Origin of the sequence: Vaginella massiliensis, assembly GCF_900089075.1 — a bacterium.
GTDB classification, from domain to species: Bacteria; Bacteroidota; Bacteroidia; order Flavobacteriales; family Weeksellaceae; genus Weeksella; species Weeksella massiliensis_A.
Window position 1 is genome coordinate 138,255 of sequence record NZ_LT593746.1, and the last position, 16,014, is coordinate 154,268.

General features: G+C 34.6%; 15 protein-coding genes. 5 read left to right on the plus strand and 10 right to left on the minus strand.

The features are described 5' to 3' along the window. From BN8061_RS01800 to pdeM, 3 genes are read left to right on the plus strand one after another with little or no spacing between them, the layout of a single operon-like run. A complete protein-coding gene (locus tag BN8061_RS01800) occupies positions 1 to 1,596 on the plus strand; it encodes an ATP-dependent DNA ligase (protein WP_068595929.1) in 1,596 nt (531 codons plus the stop codon). 17 nt (positions 1,597 to 1,613) lie between these two features. Further along, complete coding sequence (locus BN8061_RS01805; protein ID WP_235802662.1) at positions 1,614 to 4,052, plus strand: ligase-associated DNA damage response DEXH box helicase; 2,439 nt, start codon at positions 1,614 to 1,616, stop codon at positions 4,050 to 4,052. A 27-nt stretch (positions 4,053 to 4,079) separates the two neighbouring features. Beyond that, complete coding sequence (pdeM, locus tag BN8061_RS01810) at positions 4,080 to 4,709, plus strand: ligase-associated DNA damage response endonuclease PdeM (protein ID WP_068595933.1); 630 nt, start codon at positions 4,080 to 4,082, stop codon at positions 4,707 to 4,709. A 53-nt stretch (positions 4,710 to 4,762) separates the two neighbouring features. Here pdeM and BN8061_RS01815 read toward each other — a convergent pair whose 3' ends face one another. The 5 genes from BN8061_RS01815 to BN8061_RS01835 form a co-directional block, all read right to left on the minus strand. Beyond that, positions 4,763 to 6,835, minus strand: a complete 2,073-nt coding sequence (locus BN8061_RS01815; protein WP_068595935.1) for a catalase — start codon at positions 6,833 to 6,835, stop codon at positions 4,763 to 4,765. 118 nt (positions 6,836 to 6,953) lie between these two features. After that, positions 6,954 to 7,862: an IS1595-like element ISBbi1 family transposase gene (locus tag BN8061_RS01820; protein WP_005807145.1), complete on the minus strand. Its 909-nt coding sequence runs from the start codon at positions 7,860 to 7,862 to the stop codon at positions 6,954 to 6,956. A 119-nt stretch (positions 7,863 to 7,981) separates the two neighbouring features. Then, positions 7,982 to 8,491, minus strand: a complete 510-nt coding sequence (locus BN8061_RS01825; RefSeq protein ID WP_068597856.1) for a pyridoxamine 5'-phosphate oxidase family protein — start codon at positions 8,489 to 8,491, stop codon at positions 7,982 to 7,984. 154 nt (positions 8,492 to 8,645) lie between these two features. Beyond that, positions 8,646 to 9,560 carry a TIGR01777 family oxidoreductase gene (locus BN8061_RS01830; protein WP_235802663.1) on the minus strand — a complete coding sequence of 305 codons (915 nt, stop codon included), beginning with the start codon at positions 9,558 to 9,560 and terminating at the stop codon, positions 8,646 to 8,648. A 27-nt stretch (positions 9,561 to 9,587) separates the two neighbouring features. Beyond that, positions 9,588 to 9,854: a TrmH family RNA methyltransferase gene (locus BN8061_RS01835; RefSeq protein ID WP_068595938.1), complete on the minus strand. Its 267-nt coding sequence runs from the start codon at positions 9,852 to 9,854 to the stop codon at positions 9,588 to 9,590. 79 nt (positions 9,855 to 9,933) lie between these two features. Here BN8061_RS01835 and BN8061_RS01840 point away from each other — a divergent pair, with 79 nt between their 5' ends. Both BN8061_RS01840 and BN8061_RS01845 read left to right on the plus strand, forming a co-directional pair. After that, positions 9,934 to 11,274, plus strand: a complete 1,341-nt coding sequence (locus tag BN8061_RS01840) for an RHS repeat-associated core domain-containing protein (protein ID WP_068595941.1) — start codon at positions 9,934 to 9,936, stop codon at positions 11,272 to 11,274. Then, a complete protein-coding gene (locus BN8061_RS01845; protein ID WP_068595944.1) occupies positions 11,264 to 11,659 on the plus strand; it encodes a hypothetical protein in 396 nt (131 codons plus the stop codon). The genes BN8061_RS01840 and BN8061_RS01845 overlap by 11 nt, the downstream gene beginning before the upstream one ends. Positions 11,660 to 12,453: 794 nt before the next feature. Here the strand turns inward: BN8061_RS01845 and BN8061_RS11845 are convergent. The 5 genes from BN8061_RS11845 to BN8061_RS12005 all read right to left on the minus strand — a co-directional run bounded on the left by BN8061_RS11845 (position 12,454) and on the right by BN8061_RS12005 (position 15,857). Beyond that, entirely contained in the window at positions 12,454 to 12,774 is a 321-nt protein-coding gene (locus tag BN8061_RS11845; protein WP_154662235.1) for a helix-turn-helix domain-containing protein, read from the minus strand. A gap of 34 nt (positions 12,775 to 12,808) precedes the next feature. Further along, the gene (locus BN8061_RS01860) at positions 12,809 to 13,048 is read right to left on the minus strand and encodes a transposase (protein ID WP_094745824.1); all 240 of its coding nucleotides are present in this window, start codon (positions 13,046 to 13,048) and stop codon (positions 12,809 to 12,811) included. Positions 13,049 to 13,450: 402 nt separating this feature from the next. Continuing rightward, the gene (locus BN8061_RS01865) at positions 13,451 to 14,200 is read right to left on the minus strand and encodes a glycerophosphodiester phosphodiesterase family protein (protein ID WP_068597860.1); all 750 of its coding nucleotides are present in this window, start codon (positions 14,198 to 14,200) and stop codon (positions 13,451 to 13,453) included. A 34-nt stretch (positions 14,201 to 14,234) separates the two neighbouring features. Further along, positions 14,235 to 14,852, minus strand: a complete 618-nt coding sequence (locus BN8061_RS12000) for a hypothetical protein (RefSeq protein WP_204207186.1) — start codon at positions 14,850 to 14,852, stop codon at positions 14,235 to 14,237. A gap of 45 nt (positions 14,853 to 14,897) precedes the next feature. Beyond that, entirely contained in the window at positions 14,898 to 15,857 is a 960-nt protein-coding gene (locus BN8061_RS12005) for a TonB-dependent receptor (RefSeq protein WP_204207187.1), read from the minus strand. Positions 15,858 to 16,014: the final 157 nt, after the last annotated feature.

Genomic DNA, 16,014 nt, shown 5'->3' on the forward strand with positions numbered 1-16,014 from the left:
ATGAAACACTTCTCTGAACTTATATCTACCGTCGAAATGACTAATAAGACCAATGCAAAGATTGCTGCATTGGCTAACTATTTTGAGACGGCCGAGGACCGCGATAAATTGTGGTTAATTGCGCTGTTTACTGGAAAAAGACCAAAACGACCAGTGAAAACAACGCTTATGAAAGAATGGGCGATGGAAATCGCTAACATTCCGGAATGGCTATTTTTAGAAAGTTATTCTGCTGTGGGTGATTTAGCAGAAACCATTTCCCTCATTTTACCTGAGCCTCAAAATGAAATCAACAAACCTCTTCATGTTTGGATGAATGAATTAAAAGAACTTAAATATAAATCTGATGAGGACAAAAAAAGCTATGTAACTAAAGCTTGGAAAGGATTATCTCAACAAGATAGATTGATTTTTAATAAATTAATTGGTGGAAGCTTTAGAATAGGTGTTTCTAAGAAAACATTGGTGAATGGTTTATCTAAATTCTCTGGCCGAGATGCAAATCAACTTATGCATAGCATCATTGGTAATTGGGATATGAATTCCATTAGTTTCAATGAATTAATTTCTGGAAAACACATTAATTATGATGATTCCAAGCCCTATCCTTTCTGTTTGGCCTATGCCCTTGAAAAGGATTTGAATGAGCTAGGTTCACCCCAAGAATGGCAGGTAGAATATAAATGGGATGGAATTCGAGGTCAAATTGTAAAAAGAAACGACAAAATCTTCATTTGGTCGCGCGGTGAGGAATTGGTAACCAATCAATTCCCTGAATTGGTAGAGGTTTTTAAAAATCTAAAAGAAGATTTCGTTATCGATGGCGAGATTCTACCACTGAAGGACGGAAATGTTTTACTATTTAATGATTTACAAAAAAGATTAAATCGTAATAATGTTACCAAAAAGCTTTTAGAAGAGGTTCCGATTGGTTTTTATATGTATGATTGCATGGAATGGAATGAAACTGATATTCGTGAAAAACCTTTAAAATTTAGAAGAGAAAAATTAGAGGAATTAACTGTAGATATTCAAAGTGAACTCATCAAACTCTCTGAAATTATACCATTTGAAAATTGGGAGGAATTAAGAAAAATTAGAGAAAAAGCCAGATCTATCAATTCAGAAGGATTGATGTTGAAACAAAAAGTTTCACCCTACCATACTGGAAGAAAAAAGGGCGATTGGTGGAAGTGGAAAGTCGACCCGCTAACGATTGATGCTGTTATGATATATGCGCAACGTGGATCTGGGAGACGAAGTGGTCACTATAGTGATTATACTTTTGCTGTGAGAGATGGTGAGAAATTGGTTAGCATTGCCAAGGCCTATTCTGGATTAACGGATAAAGAAATTCAAGAAGTTAGTCGATTTGTTCGCAAAAATGAAATTGAAAAATTCGGGCCAGTTAGAACTGTTAAACCGGAACTTGTATTTGAAATTGCATTTGAAGGAATTGCATTAAGTAATCGCCATAAATCTGGTGTTGCTTTAAGATTTCCAAGAATTAAAAGATGGAGAAAAGATAAAACGGTCGATGAAATTGATACGATTGAAAGCGTCAAAGCTTTAATTGATTCACTATCTATTGATTAATTTAAAGGATTAAGCGAGTGTCGAAATTTAAAAATAGTGAAGGATATCAAATCATTTCTGACTGGATGCACTCCAACGGTAATGAGGCTTTTCAATTTCAAGAAAAAACTTGGGCGAAATTCAGCACAGGTCATAGCGGAATGGTCGTTGCACCAACGGGTTATGGTAAGACTTTTTCGGTTTTCTTGGCTGTTCTGATTGACTATTTAAATCATCCAAAAAAATACGCTGGCAAAGGAATTAAACTCATTTGGGTTTCTCCTCTTCGCTCTTTGGCCAAGGATTTACAGCGTGCGATGCAAGAAGTAATTAATGAGGTTGGATTAGATTGGGTCGTTGAAACAAGAAATGGTGATACGCCTGCAAAAATCAAACAACGTCAAGCGCGATCGATGCCGGAGATATTAATCGTAACACCAGAAACGCTCCATTTGTTGTTCGCCATGAAAAATCATCAACGATTTTTCAAAAATATACAATGTATTGCCATAGATGAATGGCACGAACTCTTGGGCAGCAAAAGGGGCGTTCTAACTGAATTAGCGATTTCTTATCTTCAAAAATTTAACACTCAACTTAAAATTTGGGGCATTACTGCTACCATTGGAAATCTAGAAGAAGCTATGGAAGTTTTAATTCCATATGACATTAAAAAAATTTCTATTCAAACCAGATTAAAGAAAAAGACAGAAATTGAAACTGTATTTCCTGATGAAATTGAGGTTTTACCTTGGGCAGGACATTTGGGTTCTAAAATGGTGGACAAGATTCTTCCAATTATCAATCAAGCAGAAACGGCACTTATTTTCACCAATACGAGAAGTCAATCTGAGATGTGGTATCAACTGATTTTAGCTGGCGATCCATCTTTAGCAGGATTAATTGCCATTCATCACGGCTCGATTGACAAAAACCTAAGAGAATGGATTGAAGATAATTTATCCTCAGGACGATTAAAAGCTGTAATTGCTACTTCTTCATTAGATTTAGGAGTTGATTTTAAACCGGTAGACACCGTCATTCAAATTGGTTCTGTGAAAGGAGTTGCTAGGTTTCTACAAAGGGCAGGTAGAAGTGGCCATTCTCCTTTTGAAACCTCAAAAATCTATTTTATTCCGACGCATTCTTTAGAATTAATTGAAATTTCAGCAATAAAAGAAGCGGTTAAACAAAAGGTGATTGAAGTTAGATCTCCCATGGTTTTAACCTATGATGTTTTAATCCAATTTTTAGTGACTTTGGCTGTTGGTGATGGTTATAGAGAGGATGAAATCAAAGAAATTGTAGAAAGAACGTATGCTTTTAAACTTTTAAATGAAGAAGATTGGGCATGGGCATTTAATTTTATTACCCAAGGCGGACCTGCATTAAAACGTTATGAAGAGTATCATAAAGTTGAAGTTCAAGAAGATGGTCTTTATAAAGTCACCAATAGGAGAATTGCGTTGCTACATCGCATGAACATGGGCGTGATTGTGAGTGATGTGTTGATGAAAGTTAAATTCAGAAGTGGAGGTTACATCGGAATGGTCGAGGAATATTTCATCTCAAAAATGAAAATTGGAGATAAATTTATTTTAGCTGGTCGAACTTTAGAACTTTTAAACATAAAAGATACCATCGCTTATGTGAAATCTTCTAGCGGAAAAGCGATTACGCCCAGTTGGCTCGGTGGTCGATTACCTCTTTCCTCGGATTTAAGTCATTTTATGAGAACTAAGTTGGCGGATGCCCTTCAACCTACGCCAAAAGAAAAAGAATTAAAGTTCTTAAATCCTTTGTTAATACGCCAAGACGAACGCTCTCATATTCCCAAATCAGATGAATTTTTGGTTGAAATGATAAAAACCCGCGATGGGCATCATCTCTTTATGTACCCTTTTGAGGGTAGACTGGTGCACGAGATTTTTGCGTCGATTATCGCCTATCGTATTAGTTTGATTAAACCCATTAGCTTCACTATTGCTATGAATGATTATGGTTTTGAACTTTTAAGCGATCAGGAAATTCCATTAGATGAAGAGAATTTATTTAAAATTTTAAGTTTAGATAATCTAATGCAAGATGCGGTGGCCAGTGTAAATGCAACGGAAATGGCTTCTAGAAAGTTCAGAGATATTGCAGTGATTTCAGGTTTAGTCTTGCAGAATTATTATGGTAAAAGTAAGAATTACAAAAGTCTGCAAAGCTCTACAGGTTTAATTTTTAGGGTTTTAGAAGATTATGATCCCAATAATTTATTATTAAAACAAGCTTATACCGAAGTATTTGACCAGCAATTCGAGGAAGTTCGTTTGAAGAAAGCATTTAATAGAATTGCACACAGTAAATTAATTTTTAAAAGAGGAACAGCCTTTACGCCGCTTAGTTTTCCAATAAAAGTGGATAGCCTCCGTGCGAGTATGAGCAACGAAGATTTGGTGAAAAGAATTGAAAAAATGCAAAAGTTGATGTAGTTTTATAAACTCAAAAGATAGAAAGGTTTGGAGATTCAATTTAGTGGAGAAAAATTTATTTTAGATACAGGAAAAGCTTTATATCATGTTGATTCCAAAAGTCTTATCATCGCTGATGTACATTTAGGAAAATCCACTCATTTTAGAAAAAACGGTATTGCTATTCCTAGTAATATCGCCGAAAGTGATTTAAGTCGTTTGGCTGATTTAATTAATAAATACGCTCCGAATCAAGTTATTATTGCAGGAGATTTCTTTCATGCCTCTGCCAATTCAGAAATTGAGATTTTTAAATCTTGGAGAAATAAATATTTAAACTTAAAATTCATATTGGTTAAAGGTAATCATGACCGATTAAAAGTTTCTGTTTATAAAGAATTAGGCATCGAATTAGTTGATGAAAACTTAGACTTTAAAAATTTTATCATAACACATCATCCAAGCGAAAAGCCTGAATTTCCAAATATTTGTGGACATATACATCCGGGGGTGAATTTAAAACTAAGTGCTCGACAAAAAATTAGATTAGCGAGTTTTCTTTTACAGAAAAATCAATTAATCCTTCCAGCCTTTAGTGAGTTCACAGGACTTGATACACGTTTACAATCTACAGGAAAAAATTTTGTTATTGCTAACGATAGAATTTTAGAGATATAAAAAAACTCCCTTTCTAATGAAAAGGAGTTTGAATTTTTAATCTTGAATTAAAATTAAACAGAAATCATTTTAGCTTTTTCTTCTCGATCCCAATTTCTGTGTTTTGCAATGGCAGACGAAAAATCGCTAGGTTCTCCATCAATAAAAATAAATTTATCTTCTTTGTAATCCTTAGCTTGACTATTCTTTAATAAGTCTTCTGCATTAGCTGTAACTGCAATGGCTTTACAATATTTGTATGATTCATCAATGAATTTAAAGACTTTCGCCTCATTCATTAAAGCATTTACACTCTTACCTCCTGGAATAAACAAGGCATCATACAACACCGATTCCGTCGTCATTAGAGCTGCATCTACCTTATGCTCCATACCCTCATTACACTTGATCGTTCCTCCGTGTGGAGCAATTAATTTCACCATCGCATTTTTGGACTCTAAATGATCTTTAATAGACTGATAATCTTTCATGTTAAATCCATCAGCGACCAAAACAGCAATCATACGAGCATCAATTCTGTCCGACTTAATATGCGTCATACTCAAGGCTGGCGATTTTTCTAAATACACCTTAACATCTCCAGGTTGATCAGAGCCATCGGCATCTGCTCCAATCGCTTGGTTGACTGGCATATCGATGGATTTTGGAACTTTTAAACCTAAATTCTTAGCTACCTTACTCGCCAAATCCTCATTTATCTTATTAATCTGAAACAACATTCTCTCTTGAATATGTTGCTGTGTACATTTTCCTAATTCAAATGAGTAAGCATTTACCATGTGATTTTGTTCCCAAGGCTGTAAACTTCTGAATAGCAACGCTGGTTGAGAATAATGATCAGAAAAACTTTCGCTTCTAGCTCTTACTTTATGTGCTTCTACTGGAGCTGGAACAGAAGTAAATCCTCCCTCAGCCATTTTAGCCAAATGCGGACATCCGCCTGCTAGACTATTTGGGAAATAAGATGATTTTCCTTTGTGAATTTGGGTTTGAAACTGTCCGTCTCGTTGATTATTATGAACCTCATTAATTGCTCGATTAATCGGTATTTGATTAAAATTCGCGCCACCTAATCGGTAAATCTGGGTGTCATGATAAGAGAACAATCTACTTTGTAACAAAGGATCATCAGAAAAATCAATACCGGGCACTACTCTACCTGGATGAAAAGCCGCTTGTTCGGTTTCTGCAAAGAAATTTTCAGGATTTCGATTCAGAGTCATTTTACCTACAATTTTAACCGGTACTATTTCCTCTGGAATTAATTTAGTCGCATCCAAAATATCAAAATCGAATTTCATTTCATCTTCTTCTGGAATGATTTGCAAACCTAATTCCCACTCTGGATAGTGTCCTGCTTCGATCGCATCCCATAAATCTCTTCGGTGATAATCTGAATCAGCGCCATTGATTTTAACCGCTTCTTCCCAAGTTACTCCGTGAATTCCTAACAATGGTTTCCAGTGAAATCTAACGAAACAAGATTTTCCTGAAGCATTAACCAATCTAAAGGTATGAATACCAAAACCTTCCATCATACGCAAACTTCTAGGAATGGCTCTATCACTCATCGCCCACATATGGTTGTGCAAGGTTTCAGTTGCATGCGATACAAAATCGTAGAAAGTGTCATGCGCAGATGCCGCCTGTGGAATTTGATTATCTGGCTCTGGCTTCACCGAATGAACTAAATCTGGGAATTTCATTCCATCTTGAATGAAGAAAACTGGCGTGTTGTTTCCAACTAAATCGTAATTACCTTCATCAGTGTAAAACTTTACTGAGAATCCTCTAATATCTCTCGCCAAATCGGGTGAACCTCTAAAACCTGCAACCGTAGAGAATCTAACGAATACAGGCGTTTTACGACTCGTATCTGTCAAAAAACCTGCTTTGGTATATTTTTCTAAACTTTCATATAGTTCGAAAACACCGTGTGCTGCACTACCTCTTGCGTGTACGACTCTTTCGGGTATTCTCTCACGATCAAAATGTGACATTTTCTCACGATGAATAAAATCTTCTAACAAAGAAGGACCTCTTTCTCCCGCTTTTAAAGAATTATTGTCGTCATTAATTTTAACACCATCGTTGGTCGTCATTGTGTGATCAATCGGACATTTCATGTCCTTTTCTAAATCCTGAATTTTTTTTTGAAGTTGGTTTGTTGTCTTTTTTCATATTGATAAAGATTGATAATTAATATATTTCTATGTTTTAAATATTTTAAAACTGATTATCCGTTTATGCACCTGTTATATTCGCAATTACTAGTCTGTCAAAGAGTTTGTCTCCAAAATACCGTCTGTTTAATTTGTAAATAAACTCGTTGAGATACAACTGTAAGTATTTCCTTTTGATTTTATGGTAGTTGCCCAGCAATGTCCGTTTTGCATTACTGATTGCGATATGCACCCATTTGAGTGTTTCCTTGGTGGTTTTGGCGTCTGATTTCTCGGTGACGTGCAATTCCACCAGATCGGAGATGTCAACGTAAGAAGTGCTTTTGTCCGAAAATACGATGGCATCATCCTCCATGCAGTCCCTGACCACGCCGTTGATTCCTTCACTTTGATGGCTATCCAGTACCCTGGCCTTGAAATAACGCACATGCTTCTCCTTTTTGCCCGTTTCGATATCTTCCAACGGGGTGCTTTCGGCCATCACCGCAACGTTCTGCTTTCCCTCGGCTCCCCGGCCACGTGTACCCTTGCCTCGCTCGATTTCCTTACTGGCCACCGAAAAGTAACCCTCATCCAGTTCTATCATCCCTTCCAGTGTATACCTTGCATCCCGGTTGCCCATCGCCCTGCGGAGTTTGTGTACCATCGCCCATACCGGTTCGTAACGCTTCAATCCTAATTGCTTCTGGAGTTCGTTGGTGGAGAATCCCTTTTTTGTGCAACTCATCAGGAACATCGTTTTGTACCACACCAGAAACGGCAGCTTGGAGCTCTCCATGATCGTACCGCTGCGCAACGAGGTGCGGAAACGGCAACCTTTGCATTCATAACTCCATTTACCCTGTAACCAATAATGGGAAGTGCCCCCGCATCGCTTGCAGACAACCCCTTCCTTATCACGCTGCTCCTTGAAATGCAAACGACAATCTTCCTCCGAACCGAAATGAGCCGTAAAACTGAATATGTTCATAATCCCTGCTTTTTGAGCGCTAATATACTAAAAATATTAGGTGTGTTTGCGGAGAATCAGATTTTAAAATAATAAAAGCGCTTAGTCATAAGACTAAACGCTTTAAAATTGATATCTTTCTAAATTTCTAGTTTTCCTTCCTCTCCGCCATCGCCACCTTTATCGGCGCCTGTTATCGCTGAATAAACCATTAACGCTATATCTACAAATTTACCGTGTTTAGTTGCCCAATATTTTACATCTAAAGGTTTAATACCAATAACAGAAACATTTGGATCTTCTTTCCCTTCCTTAAACCAAGCATTTGCCGCAACCGACCAATGTTCGTCAATGGTATTTTGATCTAAATAAATTTCAGCTGTTCCATACACTGAAAGGTATTCAGAGTTGGAATTATTCATAAAATATAATTGCGTTTTGGTATCTTTTTTCAATTCATAGTTTTTGTCGCTGTCCCTACCACTCAAAAACCATAGAATTCCATTTTCATCCACCTCTTGCAAAGTCATAGGTCGCGATGGGATCGGACGTTCATCTAATTTGGTAGTCATCATGCAAATCCTTGCACTCTCAGCTAATTCCTTTAATTTATCAATAGCTTCTTTTTTGAAATAATTTTTCTCAGACATAGTATATTTTTTTATAGTATGCATCAATTGTTATTCCGTAATGTGATAAATTAAGGCTTTAACTAAACTTTATTTAAAAATAACATACTATAAAAAAAAAACGCTCCTAGAGGTGTTTCTAAGCGTGTTATTTTATAATTCAAAATAATTTTATTTAAATATCTGATAATTGAAGTTGCTCGAATTTAAACCCAGCATCTTTTAAATTTTTAGGTTCAATATTTTGACTTCTTAAAACCAAATCTGGAGAAGTTCCAATTATTTTAGTTCCGATATTGATTAAAAATTCAGGAGCTGGTAAACCTATTGGCATCTTATATTTATTTCTCAATTCTTGCATAAAATCAGCATTGCTCAAAGCATTTCCATTGCTAAAATTAAAAGCTCCCGTTAGTTCGTTTTTCATGATAAAATCCAAAGCTCTTGGCAAATCTTTTTCACCCATCCAGCTTACCATTTGTTCGCCAGAACCAGCAGCTCCGCCTCCACCTAATTTCACTAACTTTTTAAGCATGTGCAATGCACTTTCTTCGCTTTCACCTAAAATCAATGAAATTCTAAAGACAGTTTTTTTAGTTTTATCATTGGCGTATTTATAGAAGGCTTCTTCCCATTTCTGACTTAGAATTGATAAAAAATCATCCCCTCTACTAATATCATTCTCCGTACTTGCAACCTCTTTACTTTCCTCATAAATAGCTGCAGAAGACGCATTCAGCCACATCTTAGGAGGATTTTCGCATTGCTCTATAGCTTTACCGATAGCTTCCGTACTGTCTATACGAGAAGAAAGTAGTTTCTTTTTGTTTTCTTCCGTAAAACGAGTATTGATATTTATACCCGCAAGGTTAATCAGAACATCTGCATTTTCTAATACATTAGTCCAATCACCTAAATTCTTGCTGTCCCATTTTACAAAATGAATGTTTCCTTTACTTTCTCTTTCAGAACGTGTGAGAATATAAATCTCATATTCATTTTTAAAATAATCTTGGATTAGACCACCTAAATATCCCGTTCCTCCTGATAAAACCATTTTCTTCATAACCGAATTTTGTTCATTTTCCATACTTAGTAAATATAATGGTTTTTAAACTTAATGAATCATTTCCCAAAGTGCAATTGAAGTTGCCATCACAACATTCATACTTGTGTTTTTACCATACATGGGTAAATGAACACAATAATCACATTCTCTTATTAATTCTTGAGAAATACCAAAGGCTTCATTTCCACAGATGAGTGCTTTGGCTTTTTGAGTAAATTCCAATTTTGTAATATCCTTACTTTCAGAAGTATATTCTAGCCCAATAACCTCAAAATCTTCATTTTTTAACGCATCAATTTCAGAAATTAAATACAATCACCTAAATTTACCTACAGAAGTTCTTTGGAATGCAACCAAGAAAATTAACTATGCCTACGATGCAAGCGGTGTAAAGTTGAGAAAAATTGTAACCGATGGTATCAAAGTAACCCAAACCGATTATTTAGGAGGCTTTCAGTACCAAAACAATGATTTACAATTCTTCCCAACATCGGAAGGGTATGTAAATGTGGTGACCAATAAAGTTAGTGGTGGCAGAACTTATAATTATGTCTATAACTATACCGACCATTTGGGTAACGTACGGGTGAGTTATGCGTGGGATGATAAAGAACAAAAAGCAAAAATCTTAAACGAAAATCATTTCTATGCATTTGGAGGCAAGCATCGTGGTTATACTGGGCTTATCAGCACACCTGCCATTATAGAAGAAGGAGTAGCCATTGAATCGGGCGGTTTACAAGTGATCTCTACACAATATTCTGGGAGCAATACCTTTGACTATGCCTACAACAGCAAAGAGTTGCAAACAGAAAGCGGATTCTACGACTATGGATGGCGACAATACATGCCCGATATTGGCAGATGGAACGGTATAGACCAATTGGCAGAGCATTACAACAGTATCAACCCTTATGCTTATGTAGCCAACAACCTAGTTTCGTTTACCGATCCTGATGGAAGAAGAATTGATAGAGACATCAACGGGAATTATACGTTTACTGGTTTTGATGCTTTGATGTTAGAAAGTTATTTAAGTGCTGGGGGTGATTATGGCCAATTGATTGGGTCATTAAATAGTTATAACGGCGGTGATTTTGGAAGTGGTATCATTAGTCATTTTTGGCTCAACTTCAAAACGGATGTATTATCTAATATCAAAATCAACTCAAAATTAAACACTGTTAGTTGGATCGTAAATGCCCAAAGTACAGGAGCTGAATCTGACAATTTTCTAAAAGGTGTAATTGAGCTTAAAGAAGCTTATATTAATGTGGGGAAACATGTCATAGAGAAAAATTTTTATTTAAATGTCGTTGAAAGAAATTTTAATGGAATTCTTGATTATACTGAAGTTGGTGTAAAAGGGTATAAGAAAATCCCTCATCATGTAAAAAGGCACTATGCATATAAATTATCTAAATTTACTGGTATAAAATCTGGAGAAATTTATCAAAAAACTAAAGGATTCGTGAATAAGACTGGGAAATTTGTGACTAAAGCAGGGAACTATGGTAACGTAGCATCAGTTGCTGTAGGAGTTGTAGATGTTTTAGATGATGGTAATATAAAAGCTTCAACAGTAGTTAATATGTCACTTTTAGCAGTTGGACTAGCATTTCCAGTAACCGCTCCATTTATATTGGCATATGGTGTATTAGATTTCACTTTTGATATTAGTGGGAGAATTGATAATAATTTTAATGGGATTGACACAGGTATATATGATAAATAAAATTATAAAACAATGGCTATTTATAAATTATTGTGGACAAAAAATAGGGCAGTTTAGAGGGGCTGATTTAAAATTAGCTCTTTTAAATGTAACCACTTCAAACGTTTCATTTATTATCTATGGAATTATTTTTTTCATATTCATCAAATTAGGTTTTAGAAATGTTTATTTATATTTATTGATATCAGTTTCCTTTGAATTTTTAGTGACTAGAAAACTTGTTAAAAAATATCTCGATCAGACTATTTCTATTTCTGAACTACAAAAACAGTATAAAATCACCCATATAAGGATTAGAATTTTATTTTTTTTATTATCTATTTTATTAGTTATTCTTTCGGTAATTTTATTTATAGTAATAATTTCAAGTTTAAAATATTTTTAATGAAAAATAGAATTAAAAAAAATGAGAAAATATCGTTTAGTTAAATTAAATCTAACCAAATTATATTACTATAGCTTTGTGAGTTTAATTCTGTATTGCTTTATCATAATACTGCTAATGGTGTTGATTAATAATATTTACCCAAAAATCTTAAATGTAAAAGGAGTATTTATAATTACAGCTATTATTTATGGAATGTTTATTTACAAAATAATTTATAAAAGAAGTGATCAAGAAGTTGTAATCAGAGTAAATAATAAAAAAGTATCAATAGATAATTTAGAAATTCCGTACGATGAATTACATGTAATATAATTCAAAAATAAACTTTTTAGTCACTATCCTAAAGTGAAAATTTTATATGGAAATCATCAAGAATATTCATTCAGAATAACTAAATATGGAAAAGATTTTTTCGAGTTTGAGGGGGCTATTATGAATATTATGCAAAACAATAAGAATACTCTTAATCGATGAATTTATGATAAGAAAAAACAATTTTATTTTATTTTTTTTTGTATTCTTTTTAGTAGAATCGTGTTCTGATATAGATTGTGAAACGCTGAAAACGGCAGCTTTGGATAGAGAATGTCTATTGATAATGGAAAAACTACTTCCTTATGATGAAACTACACTTAATGCCAAAGGAAAAAGTCTAATAGACAATAGTGAATGTATATGTAAAGATAGAGGGAGATGGAGGACTCAGTATAGAGATGAGATAGAACCAGGAGATACTATCATCAAAAGAAAAGGAGAATTAACCTTTAATATTCATAAGAAAGATACTGTGATTACACATCATTGGCAATGTGAAGGGAAAGTGTATAATTCAGATGGAACTGTGAAGGAAGTTCTTTACCAGATAATTCAGGACAATCCAATGCTAATTCTACAATTAAATCCTTCTGAGATTCAGGAATACTATTCCATTTACGACAGCTTGAATGACGTTTTGATTCTAAACCTTCAAATCCATTTTCTAGATAATTTGAATACCATTTATAGAAAGTGCTTCGTGCAATCCCAAATTCACTTAAAGTTCGTTTAACTCCAATTTCAGAGCGAGTTACAATCTGAATAATTTTGTGTTTATCACTTGCTGATAATTGCATATATTGCTTGAATTTTGTTTATAATCCAACGAGTTCAAGGTTTTTTTACGATATCATAGCGAATAACTAAATCGGCTACAATCTCTTTTAAACGCTGATTCTCTTTGCGTAAATCACTGACATCATCACTTGTTGCTTCTCGTGTAATATCTCCGGATAATCGCTTTTTACCTGCTTCTAAAAATTCTTTATTCCACTTATAAAATGGAGATTGTGAAATAGCATATTTGCGACAAACTTCAGCTACTGAAATCTCAGCACGTAAGGCTTCCATCACAATTAAAAATTTTTTGTTCCGCTGTAAATATTCGTCTTATGTTTTGACGAATATATTTTACAAATTTTTCAGGAGTTTTCTTTTTTGAATTTGCCATAATTAAAATTAATGCTTTTAAAAACAATATCTTAAATTTTAGGTATATTTAAACAGATGTGAGCTTGTATTTAAATCTCAAATCAATAACAAAAAAGGGATTTTATTTGTCCCTCATTTGTACCATGAAAGTATAAATAACTGATAATTAGATAACGTAATTTTAGAAGAATTGAAATAATGAGCAATTAACTTCACGCAACAATAAGCAACAAACCGCTGTAAACTATGGGTTGACAGCGGTTTTTTTTGGTGAATAATTAGTGTTGTTAGAATGAATTTGCTAGTTGATTGTACCGAGCTTTAGTGTATTAATTTTTGTAAAACTTCTGGCTTATCGGTTGTGATGTAATCAATTTTCTGATCGAGCAGCATTTGCATATCTTTTTCCTTGTTTACGGTCCAAGAATTTACTGTCAAGCCTAGATTCTGAGCTTCTTCTATCCAAGTAGGATTTTTCACGAACAGAGAAAAATGATAATCAATCCCCGTGAATCCCAACTGTTTTATTTCGGCAGGCGTTAAGTCTCCTTTCAGATAAGAAACATGACCTTTCGGATTGTGTTTGATCAATTGTTCGCAAATATTTTTGCTAAACGAGATGTATTCTACCTGATCTTCTACACCCAATCTTTTCACCAATTCTAAAGTCGCCAAAACTGCCCGATTTTCATTTTCTTTGTTTCGATGAGGTTTCAATTCATAAATCATTTTTAGTTGCGGATATTTCTTTCCTTCTGTCAGATAGTGTTCGACTGTTGGGATTGGCTCTCCGTTTTTCAACTTCAGTTTTTCGATTGCGCTGTACAGATTGTTTTCGATATTAACTCCCTGAATTTCTGCGTCGTGGTTCACTACCAAAACTCCATCAGCGGTGATGTATACATCAAATTCGCTTCCGTAAGCTTTTATTTCATTCGACATTTTCAGCGCCTGAATAGAATTTTGGGCATTGTTTGGCGTGTCCCAATACCCGCGATGAGCAACCACTTTGGTTTGTGCGTTGAGCACGGCTGTAAGCGAAAAAATTCCTAGCATTAATGCTTTTTTCATGTTCTTTTTCATATTAAAATTTACTAGTTTTTATTTAGAAAGCATACCTCAATCCTATCTGAATTTGATATGGATTTCCGGAATAGCTTGTGGTTCTTGTATTGATATTGACGTTGTACACGAATTCTTGTTTTTGAGGATCGAAATTTTTGATGGAATAAATAATTTGTTTTCCCAATCTTCTCGAGCGTCCCCATTCTTTGTTGAGTAAATTTGCAACATTAAATATATCGGCAGAAATCTCGAAGCTTAACTTATTTACAATGTTAATTTTTTTTGATAAACGTAGATCTATGTAACCATAGAAACCGTTTACACCGCCATTTCGTTCTGCAATTTTACCAAAGCTGTTACGGATGTATTTTTTTGTACTTTCCTCTACATTTGGATTATCAAGAATTGCTTGAATTCCTTTTTTTATATATTCTGGAGTATTCGGATTATTTATATCATAAATATAGGTTAAATCATTTGAGTTTACGAAATCTGCATTCATGTTGCCAGATACTCCCAAAGAATAACGAGTACCTCCGATTGCCGAAAATCTCACCCTGCATTTATTCCCCATAAGGTAGGTGATGTACCATAAACAATGCGTCTGTTCCTCTTTTTCTATCAAATTGACCAAATTGTGGAGAAGAAGATAAACCATATTTTCTTCGAGCAATATCTACAAATCTATTTAATGAAGACTGAATCAGATTATACCTGCTTCGTTTTGCTCATTCTGAATATCTGCAATGATAAGCGGTGATGAGTGAGCTTGATGATCCCAGGCAAAGAAATAATGAAGTTTATCTTTAATGATTGGCCCCCCTAGTGTAAAACCAAATTGATATTTAGAAAACTTCGAGTCTCGTTTATTCGCTCTTATATCATACGGGCTAGAAAGCCAATCTGTACGTCCGAACATAAAAACACTACCAGAAAGTGTATTTGTACCAGATTTCGTAACGGTATTTATAGTACCTCCTCCGCTCCTTCCTAATGTCACATCGTACGCATGAGTTACTACAGCAAACTCTCGCGCAGATTCCATGGATATTGCATAGGGACCTCCATTACGATTGGTGGTTCCTCCAGGTGTAGGGTTTTTAGCTGTCATTCCATCAATCATAAAATTTGTAGAAGAAGCCAGTTGACCCGAAAGATTACTTCCCGAACTCAATGGTGACAAATCTATCAAGGATGTAAAATTTCGCCCGTTAACTGGTAAGCGCTCTATATCTTTTGCAGTTACTGAAGTTGAAGAACCAATATTCTTTATTGTGATTATCAAAGAGTTTCCTGAAACCTCAACAGCATCAATTTCGATAATATCGGATAGATTAGAATTAAATTTAAAATCAACTTTTATTTCATCACCGAGATTCAAATGATAACCATTTTTTACTTCTTCTCCCAACTCATCAGAATAAGCAATTATGGTGTATGCCCCCCCTAATGGCAATTGTTTAAAATAAAATTCTCCTTTTTGATTTGTAACCGTTGTAGTTGTAAATCCGGTGGACTCGTTTTTAACTTCAACTGTAACAGCATGAATTCCTTGTGGATTTTCGTTACTTATCTTTGCCGAAATAGAACCTTGTGTTCCCTGACCATCAACACAAATCGTAGAGGTGGTAATCGCAGCAAGAGTCGTAATTTGTCGTATCATTTTAGATAAAATTTTATTCTTTTTAATTTTATATCCAAAAATAGCTTCGAGAAACAAGCTAAATGTTACGCCAAATTGATAGCTTGGTTATTTAATCGTTAATCATTAAAGGTTTATTTAGATTAAAGAAATATGCCTCTCTGCACGAGCTAAAAAA